We start from the raw sequence: 19,670 nt of genomic DNA on the forward strand, positions 1-19,670 counted from the left end.
GAGGTCTCCCCTCTGTTATTTATTAATCCTAGTATATCAAAAGAAGGCCTTTCCTCAAAGAAAAGACCTGTATTTATGTCTAAATTTATCAAATGTAATCTCTAGCTTATTCTTCGTCAAACAAGCCATTTAGACCAGCGAAAGGACTGTTTTCTTCTTTCTTAATCGCTTGAGCGGCTTGGTATTCTTCTTCGGATAGGATTTTCCAATCATTGCCTTCGATAAAACCTTGTCCAGCCTCTTCTTCTGGAGTAAGAACCTTGAGGGGAATATTGAGCAGGATATTATCCGCTACACTCTCACTCAGGTCAATCTTCCCACCTTCGATTGGAAGGATCAAGTCTTCCTCTAGGGCCTCGATATCTGCGTCAGACTGTACATCCTCCGCAAACACTTCTGTTACAGGATAGCTTTCTTGAAGCTCGACAGGCTCCATGCTTCGGCTAGAGGCCAAAACGATGGTATAGCTCAACTGGTAATCCAAGACATAGAGGCCTGTATCATAGGCTACTCGTCCTGTTGCTGTCACATTCTTTAAATCAAGAATTTCTGGATTACGCTTTTGCAATTCTTTGAGCAAATCCAACTCTTGATCAAAGGCTAGTCCTTCAGGATTTTTACGGATTTCTTGTGTAAATAGGTTCATTCTTTTGTCCTCAAATCTTCTAGATACTACTAGTATATCATGAAGCTGCCCCTCAACCAAGAAGTCTCCTCAAAAATTTGTTATAATCATGAAAAAAGATACAGTAACTAGGCCAATTGGTGTTGTACACAAGGTCCCACCATCTCTTGGACAAAAGAGGGTCACTGGCTAGGGCATTGTTAGATAGAGGAGAATTCATGAAAGAAATCGGAGCTGTTTTTCGGCAAATACGTGAAAGTCGCCACATCTCTCTAGAGGAGGCTACGGGTGGCGAATTTTCGCGCTCCATGCTATCTCGATTTGAAAGAGGAGAAAATGACCTGACGACGCAACGGTTTTTTCAGGCTTTGCAACAGATCAAAACCAGCCTCAGTGAGTTTTCTCATCTAGCAGGAATCGATCAGCACTCCTTTATCCCCAAATTGTTGAAAGAGCACTATGAAAACATGAGCTTGGAACACGATCAAGCCTTGTACCAAAGCTACCAGCAAGCCTATCAGAAATATCAGAAAAAAGAAGACTTCTTAGCCAGCATTATTCTCAAGGCCAAAATACTTGGCTTATATCCTGAGGTAGAGTTGGCTGCTAGCCAAGAGGAACTAGATTTCCTCTATGACTACCTCTTCTCTGTCATGGTCTGGGGAAATTTTGAGTTAAGCCTATTTTCACTGACCTCTCCTCTTTTCTCTAGTCAGCTCTATCGACAATACACAGAGGAGTTGGTCCAACGGGAGGATTTCAAGCTTCTCCTAGATTCCTCTCGTCCTGCCATCAATTCTATTTTCCTTAATGGCTTTTTTCTCGCCATTAGTTCAAATGAATTTGAAGATGCATCTTTTTTTGACCACCTAATTAACGACCACTTTTACTCTGAGAACGAAGCCTACCTTCGGACGGTTTATCTCTACGGCAAAGGAGAATTTCTCTATCGAAAGGGAGAAAAAGAAATCGGTCTTGAAAAGATGGAACAGGCCATCCAGGTTCTCTCTATTCTGGATTGTAAGGACAGTGCCAACTACTACAAACATGGCCTGCAAGAACTGATCAATAAATCCTAAAAACTCACAGATCTACTCTGTGAGTTTTTGTTGAAAATATGCAACATTTATTTTTTCTTGTTTTTTAGTTTTACAATAGGACTATCAAGTAAAGAAAGAAGGTTCTTCCCATGATAACCAAACTAAAAAGCCACTTCCTCCGCTTTCTTCTCTCACATACCAGCGTCTATCTGAAGGATCAGGAACTAGCTCTCTCTGAAAAGGAGAAGTTGGATCTCTTCAAACAGATCTTTCGATCCATCAAACAAGTCCTAGCAACTGATCACGTGAAGGAGGAAGGCTTATGAAACTCTTAGTCCGTAATAAGATTTTTGCCTTACTTAGTCTTTCACGCTTTTTAAATACCCTTGGCGCTGCCATCTACAATCTGGTCTTTGTGGTCTTTGCAGCTAGCATGCCTCACCCTAGTCTGGCAGTTGGGATCGCCAATCTCATTGTTTTTATCCCAAGTCTTTTCACCATTTTCATTGGAATGAAGGCTGATCACACCGCTAAAAAAGCTGACTGGCTGATCCGAATGGGTTTTCTGCAAGCTATCCTTTTCGTCATCATTGCACTGATGACGAAGACTCCGGGTTACCTGGCCTTTTCGATCGTTTGCTTCTTGAATATTGTGTCAGATTGTTTAAGTGATTATCGCGGGGGGTTACAACTTCCCATTATGCAGAAGAACATCCCTAGCGAGGATCTGATGGAAGCCTATTCCTTCAATCAACTGCTTAGTATGGTTTGTTCCATTTCAGGTCAAGCGCTGGGAGTCTGGCTTTTAGCTATCAGTCACCAAAACTTTGCACTTGTTGCTTCGATCAATGCCCTGACATTTCTCCTGTCTTCCACTTGTCTTTTCATCCGACGAAGTCAACTGACCCACGAACCGATTCAAGTGGATTCGAGTAAGAAAGTTTCTTTCCTTCAAGAATGTCGAGATATCTATCGCAATGTCACCACTATCTTTGCAGATGAAGAAGTTCACAACTTTGAAAAACTTCTCCTATCCTTAATTTTCATCAATGCTTTGGGAGGATCCATCTCCGGCATCTATAATTTGCAACTGCTTCACTCCCCCTTCTTTCATTTGAGCTTTAGCCAATCGCTCTTGATCTTAGAAGCGGTAACTATTTTAAGCATGGTCTGGGCTAGCCTGACACCTCACGATTATTTTTCCAAACAAACCCTCCACCATACTCTACTGTGGATTGCAGGTGGTCTGACCATGCTTGGCCTCACAAATATTCTGGTCCACTGGGATATCCTTTCCCTTCTACTCATCACTTTTCTTGGTTATCTTGTTGCAAAAATCAACCCAAAAGTTTCCAGTCTTTTAATGAGCAAACTGCCAGCTGAGAAATTAGCCTCTACCTCTAGTTTTTTGGGTCTGATGGTAAGCTTTGCCATGCCTCTTGGAACAGCCCTTTTTTCTAGTCTAGCTATCTGGAACCTTCCTATTGCCTGGGGGATGTTTGCCATTCTCGGTTTCACTACCGTTCTCTTATCTAGCAAATAAAGAGGCTGGGACAAAAGTCCTAGCCTCTTTATTGTCTTTGGATTGTCGAGCAAGACGCAGTGGTTGAGTGGGCTCTACTACGCTGATTCCATCAGCTTTTACAGCCCTACTCAACTGTGCGGAGGTGGGACGATGAAATCGAATTCTAACGAATTACCGATTTCTGTCCCACTCTCACTTTACATTCTTCTTAGTCTTTCCACCCGTTCAGCAATGGGGGGGTGGGTATAAAAGAGCTTTTGAAAGCCGGATTCTTTTTTGGGATCGTTGATAAAGAGAGCACTACTGGCACTATCGACTTCTCGCTGCATGGGTGCACTATGATCCAGTTTCAAAAGAGCATTAATCATCCCTTGAGGATTCCGTGTCAATTCGACACTTGAAGCATCCGCTAGAAACTCCCGTTGACGAGAAATGGCTAACTGTACCAAGGTCGCCGCTAATGGAGCTAATACGATGGCAATCAAGGAAAGGATCAGAATGATAATTTCTAAACCACTGCCCCCTTCTCGATCATCATCTCGTCTACGGCCACCGCCCCACCACATCATCCGGCCTCCGATACTAGAGAGCATCGTGATGGCGCTGGCAAGAGCAACTGCAATGGTGGAGATGCGGATATCGTAATTGCGAATATGGCTAACTTCGTGTCCAATAACTCCCTCCAATTCCTCTCGATTCATCACAGCTAGAAGACCTGTCGTTGCTGCAACAGCCGCATTTTGAGGATTGGACCCTGTCGCAAATGCATTCATGGACGGATCGTCTACAATATAGACACGGGGCATAGGAATCTGAGCCACCATGGCCATGTCTTGGACAACATGGTAGAGTTGAGGAGCTTGCTCTTCTGTCACCTCGCGTGCACCATTCATTCGCATCACAACTTCCGTTGATTGAAAAATCATGCTAAAGGCATAGATGCCACCAATAATCAAAGCAAGGATGATGCCACCAAGCGAGGAACCTAACCAGAGGTAGCCGACGGCTGCTCCGATGAGGGCCAAGAGTATGAAAAAAGCAATAAGGAGAATCCAAGTTCTCCTTTTATTGCTTGCAATTTGGTCAAAGAGCATATTAGTCTCCTAATCCGCTAAAGTCCACCTTTGGTACTGCTTTTTCTTCTTCAGGCACTTGAAGAAATTCGGCTTGTCTGAAGCCAAACATTCCAGCAATTACGTTTGTTGGGAAAGTTTCCAATTTCACATTGTAGTTGCTTGTGACACTGTTGTACAATTGACGGGCATAAGAAATTTTGTTTTCTGTATTGGTCAATTCTTCTTGCAATTGCATGAAGTTGGTGTTAGCTTTCAAGTCTGGATAGTTTTCAGCAACCGCAAAGATGCCTGCCACTTGACGGGAAAGAGCATCGCTGGCCGCCATTGCTTCTGCAGGTGAAGAAGCTTGAGCCACTTGTTGGCGAAGTTGAGTGACTTTTGCTAGTGTATCTCCTTCGTACTTGGCATAGCCTTTAACGGTTTCGATCAAGTTTGGAATCAAGTCATTCCGACGTTTCAATTGTACATCAATTTGACTCCAAGCTTCACGAGTTTGCATCCGGCTTTTCACCAAACCGTTGTAAACTCCTACTACAATCAACACAAGGACCACAATGATCCCAAGAATAATCCAAATCATTTTATTGAATTCCTTTCATTTCTTTCTACCAGTATATCAAATTTCCCTTATTTTGTGGTAAAATAATAGCATGAAACCAGAAGAATTTTATGTCCGTTTAGCCGATCTCGGCTTCCCATTAACTGATCGACAAAAAGAGCAATACGAACGCTATTTTGAGCTCCTCGTGGAATGGAATGAAAAGATTAATCTCACTGCCATCACCGAAAAAGACGAAGTCTATCTCAAGCATTTTTATGACTCTATCGCACCCATTTTACAAGGTTTGATCGAAAATCAACCCATCCGTCTCTTGGATATCGGCGCTGGTGCTGGCTTTCCGAGCCTTCCTATGAAGATTCTTTTCCCTGAGTTGGATGTGACCATCATCGATTCCCTTAATAAGCGGATCAATTTTCTCCACTTGCTGGCTGAAGAGTTAGGTTTGCGCGGAGTTCATTTCTACCATGGACGTGCGGAGGACTTTGCGCAAGACAAGGCTTTTCGTGCCCAATTTGACCTTGTGACTGCTCGTGCCGTTGCTCGGATGCAGGTCCTTTCTGAGCTGACCATTCCTTATTTGAAAGTAGGGGGGCGCCTCCTCGCACTTAAAGCTAGCAATGCTCCAGAAGAGTTGGAGGAAGCCAAAAACGCCCTGAACCTGCTATTTAGCAAGGTTGAAGACAATCTACAGTATGAATTGCCAAATGGAGATCCACGCTATATCACTGTTGTAGAAAAGAAAAAAGAAACCCCCAATAAATACCCAAGAAAAGCAGGCATGCCCAATAAGCGGCCTTTATAATAAGATACAAAGGGCCAAGCGGATAAAGTCAAAAAAGAGGCTGAGACAAAAGTCCTAGCCTCTCAATTGTTTTTGGATTGTCGAGCAAGACGCAGTGGTTGAGTGAGCTCTACTACGCTGATTTCATCAGCTTTTACAGCCCTACTCAACTGTGCGGAGGTGGGACGACGAAATCGAATTCTAACGAATGGCCGATTTCTGTCCCACTCTCTTTTTTATTTTTGTTTCAATTCTGTTCGCAGGGCTTCTTGCTGCTCTTTTGTCAGATGAACGCCCTTACTTGCAACAATCTGGCTAGAGACTTTATTGGCAAAGCTTAAGGCTTGCGCGATATCTAAACCTTCTAAACGAGCGGATATAAAAGCTCCGACATGGCTATCCCCAGCACCTACTGTATCAACGACTTCTGCTGGGAAACCGTCCGCCTCATACCAGTTGCCATCATAGGCAACCGCTCCTTTTTCCCCCAAGGTGACAATGACTAATTGCCCCGTTCTCTGATACAAACGTTCGATGGCTGGCTGGATCTCTCTACACCCAGAAAAAGCCAGTGCTTCAGCCTCATTAACATGGAGAATCGGATGCAGATCATAAATTGCTTCCAGTCGATCTTTGGGAATCATGAGTCCGCGTGGTCCTGGTGCGAAAATCACCTGGCCTTCTAATTGCGAAACAGACTGCACCAATGCAAGACCGGTTGGCTCCTCGACTTCAAGGCCACACAAGTAGATGTAATCAAACGGATCTGTCTCGATCTCTTTTAGCCACTCTGCTTGGAAGCTATACTCCACTCCGTGATCTGATAAGAAGGTCCTCTCACCATCAGACTCTACAAAGCAGTAACAGCAACCATTGGCCCCTTCTAATGAGATGCTAGAGGAAATCCCTAATTGTTTTAGCTCTCTCCGAATAAAATCACCATACATCCCAGAACCAACAGGCGAGACAAACTGGTAGGGTTTCGACAAAAAATGAAGAATATTGACGACATTAAAGGCACAACCTCCCACAGACCATTGTTGGTGATCAATATGGGCATCTCCTTCACGACTCGGCAAACGATCCAAGTAGATCATCACATCACAAACGGTAGAACCAATAATTAACGCAGCTGACATCTTTTTCTCCTTACTTTGCCTTCTATTATACCAGAGGAAACATAAAAAACAACCAATCCCTTGTGGAGTGGTTGTTTCTCTTTTTAGTCACGATAAACGGGTTGAGGGCCAAAGGTTTGGGAAACGGGCATGATTTCAATCCGGTTAACATTGACATGCTTGGGCTGTTGAACGAGCCAAGCTACAGTATTCGCAATGTCTTCAGGCTGAATGGCATGGGCATCGCGATAGAGAGCCTCTACCCGTTCTTCGTCTCCTTTAAAGCGAATAGAAGAGAATTCAGTCCCTTCACATAGACCAGGTTCAATATTGCTGACACGAATCTTCTTCCCTGCAAGATCTGCTCGAAGATTGAGGGAGAATTGCTTGACAAAGGCTTTGGATGCTCCGTAGACATTGGCTCCTGGATAAGGCACTGTTCCTGCCGTAGAGCCCATATTGATGACATAACCGTCATTTCTTTCCACCATCTGGGGGAGGATTTGCCGGGTCAAATAGGTCAGACCGATAATGTTGGTCTGAATCATGGTCAACCAATCTACGATCTCTGCTTCATGAGCTGGAGCGAGGCCTAGGGCCAAGCCAGCATTATTCACCAAGACATCAATTCTCTCCCAAGTTTTTGGCAAACTAGCAAGTGCATGATCTACCTGAGAGGGTTCCGTCACGTCCATTTGCAGTGGGAAAAAGGCTGTGCCTAACTCCTCTTGAAGAGCTGTCAATTTATCTAAGCGTCTAGCTGCACCAATCACCCGATGCCCATCGGCAACTAAGCGACGACAGATGGCTTGTCCAAAACCGGCTGATGCTCCCGTTATTAAAATCGTCTCTGACATATTCTTACCTCCAAGGATTATAGAAGCGACCTTGGTTTACCCAAATCAGGACGATACTTAAGACTACCATAAAGATTGACCCCAGGATAATCAAGTGATCACGAGTCGTCATCTCCTGATAGGTGTACCAGGTTCGTTTTTTATTTTTTCCAAAGCGTCGCAATTCCATCGCCGTAGAAATCGTTTCAATCCGCTCTAGAGAACTAAAAATTAAGGGAGAAATCATCTGAAGATTTCCCTTCACCCGCTGGACAAAGTTGGCCTTTTTGGACAACTCCAATCCTCTTGCTTCTTGGGAGAGCTTGATAATCTGGTATTCCTCCTGCACATCTGGAATATAGCGCAGGGTCAAGCTGACTGAATAAGCAATCTTGTAGGACACTCCTATCTGATTAAGACTCGAAGCAAATTGACTAGGATGGGTGGTCATCAGGAAAATAAGAGCCAAAGGAATGGTACAGACATATTTCAAAGTAAGGTTGAAAAGATAAAACAACTCTTGAGCTGTAATGCTATAAGCTCCTAAACCATCTAGAAGAACTGTTTTTGCTCCATAGATTTCTACCCCATATTGGGGGGCAAAAAGATAGACCATCAAGACATTTAGAAGGGCAAAAGCTAAGGCAAAACTAAGAACAAAAGAGATGTCTTTCAAACGAATGCCTGAGGTTGCAAATAAGGTGAGGGCACCCAAACCAATGACCAACAACAAGCGAGTATCGTAACTCAACATGGCAGCTAATGATACCAACAATAAGAAAAGAAGCTTGCTAGCGCCTGAAAGGCGATGCAGAAAGCTGGTTCCGGCATGGTAGCCGACTAAGCGATTATTCATGACCTTCCCCCTTCTGATTCATATAAAACTGGGTCAAGGCAAGAGGATCGACACCAAGTCGATTTGCCAAGTCGAAAATAGACGTTTCTTTCAAATTAGCCCGTCTCAAAATTTCTGGTTGGGTCAAGAGCTCTGCCGGTGTCAAATCAGCCAAAACCTGCCCATCCATAACCACGACTGCCCGGTCGGAATAATCTAGCATGAGCTGCATATCGTGGGTAATCATGACAATAGTATGCCCCTTTTGCTGAAGTTCATCAAGGAAATCCATAATTTCTGTATAGTTTCGTTGATCCTGGCCTGCCGTCGGTTCATCCAGTACCAAAACCTCAGGCCCCAATACTAAAATCGAAGCGATGGTCACCCGCTTTTTCTGGCCATAGGATAGAGCAGAAATTGGCCACTTACGAAATTCGAAGAGACCACAGGTTTTCAAGGCTTGATGGACACGATTTTCAATCTGGTCCTCTGGGACATTTCTCAAGTGAAGACCGAGAGCTACCTCATCAAACACCATGGTCGATGAAATCATCTGGTTAGGATTTTGCAGGACATAACCTACTCTCTCTGCCCGCTCCTTGACACTATCACCCTTGATATCCTCTCCCTTTGAGAAATAGGTTCCTTCCGTCTGGATGAAGCCACAAATCGCCTTAGCAAGGGTAGATTTTCCAGCCCCATTTTTACCAACAATTGCTAGCCGTTGTCCTTTTGGAACGGTTAAAGAAAGATCTTTAAGAATAGGCTGGCTTTCTCGATAGGCAAAGTTCAAATGACCAAGCTCTAAAATTGCTTCTGCCTCTGCACCTTTTTCAAAATGTGGAGTTGGAATTTCTACTGATAAATCTTCAAGTGGTATTTTTTCAACGTTATCCAAATTCGGTAGCTTGCTGATATCCTGGCCTAACTGGCGAAGAGTTGTTAAATAGAGGGGCTCCCGAATCCCATTTTCAGCTAGCAGTGTCGTTCTCAACAACTCATCTGGCTCCCCATTAAAGAGGACTTGCCCTTGATTGATCAAGATGACCCGATCAATGGGACGATAGAGCACATCCTCCAAACGGTGTTCGATGATAATAGTGGTCGTCCCTTGCTCTTCATGAATTTGATCGATTAGATCAATGATATCCTGACCCGACTTGGGATCTAGATTAGCCAGTGGCTCATCAAAGAGCAGGATCGGACTTTCGTCAATTAGAACGCCTGCTAAGCTCACTCGCTGTTTTTGCCCACCGGACAAATCTTGTGGCCGATGTTCCAAGAGCTTCATCAAATCTAAGCGTTCTGCCCAACTCTGCACACGCTCTTTCATCGTTCCCAGCTCCACCATGTCATTTTCAAGGGCAAAAGCCAAGTCTTCTGCGACACTAAGACCGATAAACTGGCCATCCGTATCCTGTAAAACCGTACTGACCAAGTGAGATTTTTCATAAACACTATGATTAAAGGCTTCTGTCCCCTGAATGAGAAATTGCCCACTACTGGTTCCCTTATAGATATTGGGAATAATCCCGTTTAGACACTGACCAATGGTTGACTTACCAGAGCCAGATGGTCCCACAATCAGGACCTTTTCCCCCTCGTAGATGGTCAGGTTAATCCCCTTTAAGGTCGGCTCAGACTGAGCCTTATACTGGAAGGAAAAATCCTTCAATTCGATGATTGCTTCTTTCATTTAGTTTGCCTTTTCCCATAAGAGCGCAAATTGAATGGCTAACTCTGCGATTCGGTCCTTACCATCTAAGTCCTCATGACTAGATAAGGTTCGGATATCCCATTTTTCTTCAGAGAGGTGGTCCGCCGCGTAGAAAAAATGGCAGAGTTCAAAGCCCCTAAAAGCTGCTAAGGCTGCCACTGCCGAACATTCCATATCCACACAGATGGCTCCTGCTTCCTTTCGACGTTTCATCTTGTCGATGGTTTCCCGGTACGGTGCATCTGTCGTCCACACTTTTCCTGACTGATAGGAAACCATGTGACGATCCAGAAAGGCTTGGAAGAGAGGAAGGCTTTCCTTATTTACTTCCACTTCATCACTAGCCGGAAGATAGTGGTAGCTGGTCCCTTCATCCCGAAGAGCTGCTGTTGGAATGATGATGGAGGTCGCTTCAATATCCCTGTCCAAAACCCCACAAGTCCCAAAAAGAACGAGTTTTTCCATCCCAAATTGAATCAAATCCTCAATAATTCCCACACAGGAAGCTGCCCCAACGGGCGCATTAAAGGCAGCGATCTGTTGGTCTCCGATAGTGATCCCATAAACGAGAACTTCAAAGTTGGCCATGGAGGTTCTTGTGATGACCTCATGTTCATAATTTTCAAGGAGGCGCGCAAAAGTTACTCTTGAAAAGCAAGAGATGACTACTTTGGGAAATCCTTCAATTGGTTTGTGTAAGTCTTGTGGATTAATAATAGCCTGTCGGTTGGCGTCAAATTCTTCTAACAGCATTTCGTGCACCTCTTTCATTCTACTTCTAGTCCCCTATTATACCACAATTAGCCTAGTCATTGGTTTTTGATCAAAGGTAAGAGTATAAAAAAGAACTGCTCCCAGACGTTAGATTTTTTGGATCAAACGTCGGAAGGACAGTTCACTGCAATATTTTTTACTTATTCTCCAATTGTGCTAATTCTAGCAAGCGTTCTTTGGACAATTTTTTGATTTCAATTTGACTAGCATCAAGCAGCTGGAATTCATCTGGCTCTAAGGCCTCCAGTAAGTCCTTCAGAGCAAGAGAACTAATTGGATGGTAATTTTCTGGCTTATCCGGATCTCCCTCGATCGCTACCAATAGCACCCGCCAATCAATGATACCCGCTAAGCCCACGATTTCTACATATTCTGCAGGAACATGTGGCACCCGTGGCAAGACTGTATCCGTATCTTCTGTCAAGCTATAGCTGGCTAAGAAGGCTCCTTTCTCCTCCTGTTGGTAAAAACGGACTTGACTGAAATAAGCTGCACTATATTGAATCTTCTTGATAAAGGCGGAGTAGGCTTCTAGGGGATGGACATGGTTCAAGACTTCCTGCACTGTATCCCGATCCAAATAGACCGGATGAGCGAAGCCTTGTACTTCAAACTCTTTTAGATCTTTTTCCTTGGTCAAATTCCCCAGCGTTTCTAGGATAACGACTTCATAATCAAAATGGAAAATAGAATCTGGAGTATAGCTCACGCCGTCGCTCGATACAATCTCTGTTCCCAACACTTCTGCTAAACGACTGATCCAGCGCAGGGCCAACTGCCAATCTTCTTCTACCGCAAAAGAGGGCACCTGAATCTGATAAGACTCTTCCTCATCAAAATAGCGTAACTGCAGAGGAAGACCACTCTTTCTATACACGATACAGTTCAAGCCTTCAAAATCATTTAAGGGACGATGAAGAGTAGCAGGATCATAGTTGTAGGTTGTCAACCCTTCCACCAATTTAAGAACTTCCTGTGCTGCGAGTACTTTCTGATAGCCAAATAAGCTCTTTTTATTTTTGATTGAAAACACGATACTCATTTGTTTTCTCCTTTGTGAAATCGCTTACCTAAAGTATAGCACAATTTTCAATCAATTTCCATATAAAAACAGCCTGAGCTTTCAGACTGTTTGTTTCTATTATGCAGGTGCTCCATCAAGCGTCTCACCGATAAGGGCCAAACGCTCAGCAACTTCTGCTTGTGACAAGTCGTGTTCTTCTACATAACGATTGCGAGGGTGAACCCGGCACTCATGCGAGCAGCCACGGAGGTACTTGTCTTCATTTTCTTCTGAAGCAAGGATACGACGGTTACAGAAGGGATTGCCACAGTTGACATAGCGTTCACAAGGTGTACCATCGAACCAGTCTTTTCCGACAACACTTGGATCAACATGGTTAACATCGACAGCAATCCGCTCGTCAAAAACGTACATCTTCCCATCCCACAGTTCGCCTTGAACTTCTGGATCTTTCCCGTAAGTCGCGATTCCTCCGTGTAATTGACCAACATCTTTGTAGCCTTCACGCACCATCCAGCCTGAGAATTTCTCACAACGGACTCCACCCGTACAGTATACGACCACACGCTTGTCCATGAATTTTTCCTTGTTATCACGGACCCATTGTGGCAACTCACGGAAGTTGCGGATGTCTGGACGAATAGCCCCACGGAAGTGACCAAGATCGTACTCGTAGTCGTTACGAGTATCAAGGACAACAGTATCTTCGTCGAGAAGAGCATCTTTAAACTCTTTTGGAGACAAGTAAGCACCAGTCGTTTCAAGTGGATTGATGTCATTATCGAAATTATCATCCTCTAAACCAAGGTGGACAATCTCTTTCTTATAACGTACAAACATCTTCTTGAAAGCTTGCTCTTCTTCCTCATCCATCTTGAACCAGAGGTCTTCCATCCCTGGAAGGCTGTGAACGTAGTCCATGTATTTTTGAGTTGTTTCGTAGTCACCAGAAACAGTTCCATTGATTCCTTCGTCAGCCACTAGGATACGCCCTTTAAGACCGATTGATTTACAGAAAGCCAAGTGGTTGGCTGCAAATTGTTCTGCATTTTCAATGGGGGTATAGAGGTAATAGAGTAATACGCGAATAGGTTTTGCCATAATATTCTCTTTTCTAAGATTAAATTATCAGAATTTTTCATTCAACTATACCAGTATACTCTCCCAAGAAAACGAATGCAATTTATTTGACTGAAAAATAAAAGCCTGGGATACCAGACTTTTACACGATGAAACCAAGTTACTCTTCCTTCTCCAACTGATCCAGATAGGCTTCATAGCGTTTTTTCTCAACTTTTGCTAGGAGCATTACAAGGGAATTCACCCCCCATACAATCGGAAGATTCAGTAAAAAGGTAATAGGTAGCACCAGTAAGAATTTTGAATGGAAGGGATTTGACTGATAGACAGCCTGGTTTAATTGAAAATTTTGAGCCCAGATGAACAAGGAAAGAACAAGGGTTACTGCTACAATTCCCATCACATTTAGATAGCTATAACTGATAAATCTCACACCCAATCGCTGACAGCGCACCGAATAATACATTCCTGAGACGATGAGTAAGGCTACCACCATGATTGGACTGAGCCCCACCTTAGACGTAAAAATGGATCCCACACTAAAAACAGTTAAGGCAAGGAACATAAAACCAGCCGTCTCCGCACCAGCTTTATTGGCCAGTCCTTCTTCTCGTTCATCTATGATTTGTTTGTTCAGCAATTGTAATCTCATTGTTTTCTCCTTATTCTTCATCCTCTAACTCTGCCTCTATCTTCTCTTGTTTTTTCCGATTGATAAGAGCAAGTGGTTTTTCAAGCAGATAAGTCAAGATGGCAAAGACGACGATTTCTAATAAAATTTTGACCAGATACTTGGGACTCAAGATAAAGCTCGTTGCCTCTCGCTTTCCAATCACATCCATGGCTATCATCAGCACAGCAAAGACTAGACCTGACCCAAGGCGGCTCAACCAGCTATCTTTTTCTAACATATCTCGAACATCAATCCCTGAACTGATCCTTCTCACAAAGGCATAAGCTCCCATGACAATCAAGAGAATAAGCTCTGGAATATAGGATATTAGGTCCAAGTCCAGGATACTAGCTTTCACAAAGGCAGAGACTGCAATAAAGCAGGTCATTCCTAGAACAAGTTCCCCTGCAATTTTTCCATCAAGCAGCATGGTCCGCTCATCTTTTACAATTGGTTCTTTCTTTTGTTTCATTTATTTCCTCTTTCTATTGTTAAAACTGTTACTCCCAGAACAGTTGATCCAGCGTCTTATCCAAGGTCTTACAAATGGCCAGGCAGAGGCTGAGGGTTGGGTTATATTTCCCCGCCTCAATCAGGCCGATGGTCTGACGCGTCACCCCGATGGCATCTGCAAGATCCCCCTGGGTCATATCATGTTCGACCCGGGCCATTTTTAATTTGAGATTTTTCGCCACACGCTTTTCCTTTCTTGTTTTTATAGCTCTATTATACACTATATTTTCTATTTTGCAATATATATATTACATTTTGTAAAAAATATTTTCGATAAACAAAAAAAGCCTGGTTTCCCAGACTTTCTCTTCTTATTTATAATTAGTCTTTAGACAAACTTCCGTCTTTTGTTTGGGTACGAGCATAGGCAATCAAAAGAAGAGAACCTGCAATAGCTACAACTAAAGCATTGACAGAACCTGCTACAACACCCTGAAGGAAGACCTTGTTGGCACTTTCTTTGTAGATCATCACATCCCCAATCGGAGCAATCAATCCCCAAATAAGCAAGTTGGCAATGACTTGCACAACGTTAAAGACGATCAATTCTTTCTTGGTCACTTCCCCTTTAAGTTCACCGATTTGCTTACGGAAGAAACCAACAAAGAGTCCAAACAAACCACTTGAAATGATCCAAGTCCACCATAGACCACCTGACATAGCATCCTTAATGGCATGACCAATTAAGCCCATTAAGAAACCAACAATTGGTCCAAAAACTACACTGAAGAGGGCCTGAAGGGCATATTGCAACTGAATACTCGTATTCGGTGCAGGTGCCGGAATTGGAATCATCGCAATGACCACAAAGAGGGCTGCTCCAACCCCAATGGCTACAACATCCTTAATTGAAAAAGCTTGTTTTTGTTTCATATTTTATCTCCTATTAATTTTCCATTTTTCTAATTTCGATATGCCAAGAAGCTCCAACTCCTACATTATGGGCCTTGGCAAAGGATCCCTGGTTGATGGCAAGACCAACACGGTAGAGGGAATTGATATAAAGGATTGGCTGTCCAATCCGCACATCAGCGAAAGACTTGCCATAGGTCACTTGGTTTTGGTAAACCAGCATGTCATTGTTATAGATGGTCACTTCAAAGCGTTCCCCAAATTCGGGTTCCAAATGATTAAACTCTTCCCGAGTAATCGAAGTCCACAGAGAACCAAAGCGCACATCGAGAATATCGACTGCTCCTTTAACTAAGTTCTCTTCAAAGATGGTCTCCACCACTGGAATTTCTACAATGTGTTCAACACTGAGTTCTGGACCCACTTCCTCAAAGCTGATATGGCCACTGGCTAACTTAGCTCCTGTATAGGCATAGACATCGCGCCCATGGAAGGTATAAGAAAACTCTGTATTGGCCCGGCGGTTCTTCACCTCTGAAATCTCACGAATGGCAACAATCCCTACATGTTTCTTGATGAAAGAGAGGGTCCCATTATCTGGTGTGACAATGTATTGATTTTTGGCCGTTTTGGCTACGACGCTCTTTCGTTTAGAGCCGACACCCGGATCGACGACCGAAACAAAGGTTGTCCCCTCAGGCCAGTAAGCCACTGTCTGAAAGAGGCGGTAACTTCCCTCAAAGATATTATAAGGTGTAATGTCATGGGTCAAGTGGTGTATCTTGAGGGTTGGTGATTCCTCTAAAGCAACCCCGATCATAGCAGAGACAGCCCCATCTACCAGACCAAAGTCTGACTGAAGGACTAGTAAATTATTGTGCATATTTCTTCTCCATCATATCATTTTCTATCTAGCTTTTGATAGACCAATTGTCCAAGAAGATAACCTAGTAGAGCTCCAAGAAGAAGGGTCAGTATAAACCAGCTCACCGTTCCCATATTCGACGGTACCATAACGCGTTCAATATAATCCATCGACTTCCCACGGGCTAGTAAAGAAGCACGGTAACTAGCCGGTTGGATCCACATCATAAGAATGGGCCCTGTCGTCGTAAAGGAAAAGAGGAGGAAGGAAAGCGCATTGCCTAGCTTCGACTGATAGTGGCCACGGGCTGCGACCAATTCAGCCAAGAGGCCTCCAACAAGAGCAGGAAGAAAAGCTCCGGCCCCATGACGAGTGAAAAGGAAAAAAGCACCAATCACAAGAGCAACGACTAGAATGGCTCCTGTTCGTTGAATTTTTTCAACATAGAGTCGATAGATGGCTCCACCAACTAGAGCAGAGAAGGCTGGAGCATAAAACATGTTGCCTCGATGATCAACCAGACTTCCAAGCAGGACGCCTAAGCCAATAGCAAGAAAATACAAGCCTGCAAAGGCCGCAACCTGCTTAAACTGATGTTTCTGTATTATTTTCATGTATCTATCCCATCATTACCGGTGGCTAATTTTCTTGGATAGGAAATCGCCCATAAATTGGACCAGAACGATCAGAATGAGAATCAACAAGGTCGCTACAAAGATGACATCATTGTTAAACATGTTTTTCCCGTAGTTGATGGCTAAGGTTCCTAGTCCTCCTGCCCCAACGGCACCAGCCATGGCGGTTTCCCCGATCAAGGAAATGATGGTCACGGTTGTTACGCGGATCAAATCTGGAAGCCCTTCACGAAGGTAGACACCGACAATATCCCAGAAGGTTGCCCCACTGGCTTGGGCCGCTTCAATCACGCCTCCATCCAATTCGGACAAGACAACTTGAACTTGGCGGGCAAAGAATGGAAAGACAGCTAGGGACAATGGAACAAGGGCTGCTGTAGGTCCGATGGTATTTTTCAAGAGCAAGTAGGTCAATGGATTAATAAAGGCCAACAAGATAATGAAGGGAATGGCGCGGAACAAAGAAGTAATCTTGTCTAAAATTTGGAAAACGATTCTATTTTCGATGACGCCACCTGGACGGGTCAAGACTAATAAAAGCCCTGTCACTAAACCTAAAAATCCACCAATAATGAAGGAAATAACGGTCATATAAAGTGTCAGGTAAATAGCGGTTCCCCAACCATACTGGCCAGACCACCCTAATTTATAGACATTTGGTAAATATGTTTGAATTAACTGGATCATGCTTTTCTCCCATCTTTCACAATAGTCACGGAAACTCCTGCATTTTCTAACTCAGCTTTGGCCGTTTCCAGATTTTGAGTTTCACCTGATAAGATGACCACCAACTCTCCAACAGGCGTGTTATCAAGGATCTCGATATTCCCAAATAAAATGTTGGCAGATACTTGGTACTGCTTGTAAATATCATTGATGATGGCTGTATCTGTTACAGAACCTGCATACTTGAGATGCGCTAAAATCGAATCATCTGGCAAGTTCTTAACAATCGCTTGTTGGTTGATTTTCACCATGGCTTCATCGATTCCTGTTGCAACAGTGATAAAGTCTTGGGTCAAGGCATTTTTCGGATTCGAGAAGATATCTAAAACAGATCCTTCTTCGATCAATTCGCCATTTTGCATGACAGCTACTCGGTTCGCTATATCTTTGACAATTTGCATCTCATGGGTAATCAAGACAATGGTCAAGCCTAGTTTTTTGTTCAATTCTTGCAATAAAGCTAGAATTTGTTTGGTCGTCTTTGGATCCAAGGCTGAAGTTGACTCATCTGAGATCAAAATCTTTGGATCGTTGGCAAGGGCACGCGCAATCGCAACCCGTTGCTTTTGACCACCAGATAATTGGGCTGGGTAATTTTCTGCACGGTCAGCTAGACCAACTAGTTCCAACAATTTCGCCACTTTCTCATTCTTTTGTTCTTTGTTTAATTTAGAATGCTTGAGGGCGAAAGCAACATTTTCTGCGACAGTCATTTGAGCCATCAGGTTAAAGTGTTGGAAGATCATCCCGATATCCCTACGTTTCTCTCTTAGGGCAGCTGGTTTTAGGGTCACCTGATCTTGATAAATCACATCTCCATCCACAGTAATGGTTCCGGCGCTAGGCACTTGCAAGAGATTGATCACCCGAACCAAGGTCGATTTTCCGGCTCCGGAATAACCCACAATCCCATAGATATCGCCTTCATTGATCTGAATGGTCACATCTTTGACAGCTTGAATCTGACGTTTCTTTTGCTGGAAGGTCACATCAATGTGGTCCAGCTGAATCATTGCTTTACTCATAACTTGCTATTAACTCCTTTATCAATTCAATATGGGTATAATAATCGGCGATTTTCACATTCTCATCGCCCCCATGGTCACGGCTATTGGCATTGCCAATTCCAAAGGCTGCCATAGGTACCTGCAAAGCCTCAAATACCGTATGCATTGGTCCTGTTCCCGCTGTTGTTGGAAGAACTGAAACCCCTTCTCTATAGAAATCTTTGGCCAGCTGAATCACATTTAAAATCGATGGGGCACTCATATCACTTCGGTAACTCATTTCACCGAGAGTGTATACCAATTCGACCTGATCATAGCCATTTTTCTTCAATTGCTGCTTGATCTTTTCTAAGACATCTTTGGGATCTAGTCCTGGAACCAAGCGCACCTCCATCTTAGCACGCGCCTCTGCTGGAAGAATCGTTTTGACACCTTGACCTTGGTAACCAGAACCAAAACCTTCAATATTCAAGGCTGGTTTAAAATAGAAACGGCGCAGAAATTCTTTCCGGTCTTCCTTCAAGACGGGGAGGGTTAGACCATAGGTTTCTGCAACATCTTCTGGGCCTTTGTTGGCATATTGTTCAATCAAAGCCAGCTCGCGTTCATTGGGTTCTTGAATCTGATCGTAGATCCCATCCACCAAGATTCGACCTTCTTTGTCACGTAGACTTGCAATAGCATTTAACAAATACCAGGAAGCAGAGTCTACGACACCACCATAGCTGGAATGGATATCCACTTCTGCACTCTTCACCACCATATCAAAGGTGACGATCCCTTTGCTACCACCAGAAATTTCCAACTGACCCTGATGATTTCGGGTACCTTGTTCCCAAACTAGGAGGTCTGCCCCACGCAAGTGCTTTTTATGTTTAGCTAAGTATTTATCCAAGTCAGTCGATGCAGACTCCTCTGCCCCTTCGATGATAAAGGTGATATTGACTGGCAAATCGCCACTTTCACGAATGTATTTTCGAAGAGCTGTGAGACGAGCTGTGATATGTCCCTTGTCATCATCAACCCCTCGACCGTACATGGTCCCGTAATGAACCGATAAGGTAAAAGGATCTCCCGTCCAAGGTTGGTCTCCATCCGCTGGTACTGTATCATAGTGGTTATAGAAGATGATGGTTTTTGCGTCTGGATTTGGGGAGAAAAATTTGGCAATCACAAAAGGGGCTGTGTAGCTATCATCAACTTCGACTTTGGCTCCTGCAGCTGTAAAAATTTCCCCCAAATAGTTGGCCACTTCCTTGAGACCTACTTGTTGAGCAAAGATGGATTTTTTTGAAATCAAGGTTCGCAACACTTCAAAATAATGTTGTGCGACCTCATCATTTTCAAATTTACGAATTTGTTCCGCTTCTGTTGCAAAAGGCATGCATTCCTCCTAATACACGATA

General features: G+C 43.7%; 23 protein-coding genes. 4 read left to right on the forward strand and 19 right to left on the reverse strand.

From position 1 onward, the window contains the following. Positions 1–106: 106 nt before the first annotated feature. On the reverse strand, positions 107–646 hold the full coding sequence (locus tag O3626_RS04250) for a DUF177 domain-containing protein (protein ID WP_003005275.1): 540 nt from the start codon (positions 644–646) through the stop codon (positions 107–109). 197 nt (positions 647–843) lie between these two features. Here O3626_RS04250 and O3626_RS04255 point away from each other — a divergent pair, with 197 nt between their 5' ends. The 3 genes from O3626_RS04255 (at position 844) to O3626_RS04265 (ending at position 3,208) form a co-directional block, all read left to right on the forward strand. Further along, positions 844–1,704: a helix-turn-helix domain-containing protein gene (locus O3626_RS04255; protein ID WP_227223784.1), complete on the forward strand. Its 861-nt coding sequence runs from the start codon at positions 844–846 to the stop codon at positions 1,702–1,704. Positions 1,705–1,814: 110 nt separating this feature from the next. After that, positions 1,815–1,991 (forward strand): hypothetical protein, encoded by a 177-nt coding sequence (locus tag O3626_RS04260; protein ID WP_257738942.1) that lies wholly within the window; start codon positions 1,815–1,817, stop codon positions 1,989–1,991. Further along, positions 1,988–3,208 (forward strand): transporter, encoded by a 1,221-nt coding sequence (locus O3626_RS04265; RefSeq protein WP_371495479.1) that lies wholly within the window; start codon positions 1,988–1,990, stop codon positions 3,206–3,208. Before O3626_RS04260 ends, O3626_RS04265 begins: the two co-directional genes overlap by 4 nt. Positions 3,209–3,387: 179 nt before the next feature. Here O3626_RS04265 and htpX read toward each other — a convergent pair whose 3' ends face one another. Continuing rightward, positions 3,388–4,284 (reverse strand): zinc metalloprotease HtpX, encoded by an 897-nt coding sequence (gene htpX / locus O3626_RS04270; protein WP_371495481.1) that lies wholly within the window; start codon positions 4,282–4,284, stop codon positions 3,388–3,390. A gap of 1 nt (position 4,285) precedes the next feature. Then, positions 4,286–4,846 (reverse strand): LemA family protein, encoded by a 561-nt coding sequence (locus O3626_RS04275; RefSeq protein WP_023918932.1) that lies wholly within the window; start codon positions 4,844–4,846, stop codon positions 4,286–4,288. Between the two features lie 70 nt (positions 4,847–4,916). On the opposite strand from O3626_RS04275, the gene rsmG reads away from it, so the two are divergent. After that, complete coding sequence (gene rsmG / locus O3626_RS04280) at positions 4,917–5,630, forward strand: 16S rRNA (guanine(527)-N(7))-methyltransferase RsmG (protein ID WP_371495483.1); 714 nt, start codon at positions 4,917–4,919, stop codon at positions 5,628–5,630. Positions 5,631–5,845: 215 nt separating this feature from the next. Here the strand turns inward: rsmG and O3626_RS04285 are convergent, their stop codons facing one another. The 16 genes from O3626_RS04285 to O3626_RS04360 all read right to left on the reverse strand — a co-directional run bounded on the left by O3626_RS04285 (position 5,846) and on the right by O3626_RS04360 (position 19,648). Then, the gene (locus O3626_RS04285) at positions 5,846–6,748 is read right to left on the reverse strand and encodes a carbohydrate kinase family protein (RefSeq protein WP_371495485.1); all 903 of its coding nucleotides are present in this window, start codon (positions 6,746–6,748) and stop codon (positions 5,846–5,848) included. A gap of 83 nt (positions 6,749–6,831) precedes the next feature. Beyond that, positions 6,832–7,584, reverse strand: coding sequence for an SDR family oxidoreductase (locus O3626_RS04290; RefSeq protein WP_371495487.1), 753 nt, complete (start codon positions 7,582–7,584; stop codon positions 6,832–6,834). 4 nt (positions 7,585–7,588) lie between these two features. After that, complete coding sequence (locus tag O3626_RS04295; RefSeq protein ID WP_371495489.1) at positions 7,589–8,419, reverse strand: energy-coupling factor transporter transmembrane protein EcfT; 831 nt, start codon at positions 8,417–8,419, stop codon at positions 7,589–7,591. Beyond that, positions 8,412–10,094: an ABC transporter ATP-binding protein gene (locus O3626_RS04300; protein ID WP_371495491.1), complete on the reverse strand. Its 1,683-nt coding sequence runs from the start codon at positions 10,092–10,094 to the stop codon at positions 8,412–8,414. The genes O3626_RS04295 and O3626_RS04300 overlap by 8 nt, the downstream gene beginning before the upstream one ends. Then, a complete protein-coding gene (locus O3626_RS04305; protein ID WP_371495493.1) occupies positions 10,095–10,868 on the reverse strand; it encodes a nucleoside phosphorylase in 774 nt (257 codons plus the stop codon). A 157-nt stretch (positions 10,869–11,025) separates the two neighbouring features. After that, on the reverse strand, positions 11,026–11,931 hold the full coding sequence (locus tag O3626_RS04310) for a DUF4299 family protein (protein WP_371495495.1): 906 nt from the start codon (positions 11,929–11,931) through the stop codon (positions 11,026–11,028). Positions 11,932–12,030: 99 nt separating this feature from the next. Further along, complete coding sequence (locus tag O3626_RS04315; protein WP_371495497.1) at positions 12,031–13,014, reverse strand: rhodanese-related sulfurtransferase; 984 nt, start codon at positions 13,012–13,014, stop codon at positions 12,031–12,033. A gap of 139 nt (positions 13,015–13,153) precedes the next feature. Next, positions 13,154–13,645: a DUF6773 family protein gene (locus tag O3626_RS04320; protein WP_371495499.1), complete on the reverse strand. Its 492-nt coding sequence runs from the start codon at positions 13,643–13,645 to the stop codon at positions 13,154–13,156. Positions 13,646–13,655: 10 nt separating this feature from the next. After that, a complete protein-coding gene (locus tag O3626_RS04325) occupies positions 13,656–14,138 on the reverse strand; it encodes a DUF6773 family protein (RefSeq protein ID WP_371495501.1) in 483 nt (160 codons plus the stop codon). A gap of 28 nt (positions 14,139–14,166) precedes the next feature. Then, positions 14,167–14,361 carry a helix-turn-helix transcriptional regulator gene (locus O3626_RS04330; protein WP_003005328.1) on the reverse strand — a complete coding sequence of 65 codons (195 nt, stop codon included), beginning with the start codon at positions 14,359–14,361 and terminating at the stop codon, positions 14,167–14,169. Between the two features lie 139 nt (positions 14,362–14,500). Beyond that, entirely contained in the window at positions 14,501–15,052 is a 552-nt protein-coding gene (locus O3626_RS04335) for an ECF-type riboflavin transporter substrate-binding protein (protein WP_195424018.1), read from the reverse strand. A 13-nt stretch (positions 15,053–15,065) separates the two neighbouring features. Next, positions 15,066–15,914 (reverse strand): S-adenosyl-l-methionine hydroxide adenosyltransferase family protein, encoded by an 849-nt coding sequence (locus O3626_RS04340; RefSeq protein ID WP_371495503.1) that lies wholly within the window; start codon positions 15,912–15,914, stop codon positions 15,066–15,068. 17 nt (positions 15,915–15,931) lie between these two features. After that, the gene (locus O3626_RS04345) at positions 15,932–16,510 is read right to left on the reverse strand and encodes an MptD family putative ECF transporter S component (RefSeq protein ID WP_371495505.1); all 579 of its coding nucleotides are present in this window, start codon (positions 16,508–16,510) and stop codon (positions 15,932–15,934) included. A gap of 15 nt (positions 16,511–16,525) precedes the next feature. Then, positions 16,526–17,218, reverse strand: a complete 693-nt coding sequence (locus O3626_RS04350; RefSeq protein ID WP_129299796.1) for a methionine ABC transporter permease — start codon at positions 17,216–17,218, stop codon at positions 16,526–16,528. Further along, the gene (locus O3626_RS04355; protein ID WP_371495507.1) at positions 17,215–18,282 is read right to left on the reverse strand and encodes a methionine ABC transporter ATP-binding protein; all 1,068 of its coding nucleotides are present in this window, start codon (positions 18,280–18,282) and stop codon (positions 17,215–17,217) included. Before O3626_RS04355 ends, O3626_RS04350 begins: the two co-directional genes overlap by 4 nt. Continuing rightward, the gene (locus O3626_RS04360) at positions 18,275–19,648 is read right to left on the reverse strand and encodes a M20/M25/M40 family metallo-hydrolase (protein ID WP_371495509.1); all 1,374 of its coding nucleotides are present in this window, start codon (positions 19,646–19,648) and stop codon (positions 18,275–18,277) included. Before O3626_RS04360 ends, O3626_RS04355 begins: the two co-directional genes overlap by 8 nt. Positions 19,649–19,670: the final 22 nt, after the last annotated feature.

The organism is Streptococcus sp. 20925_1_77 (assembly GCF_041432125.1).
In the GTDB taxonomy this organism is placed as follows: Bacteria; Bacillota; Bacilli; order Lactobacillales; family Streptococcaceae; genus Streptococcus.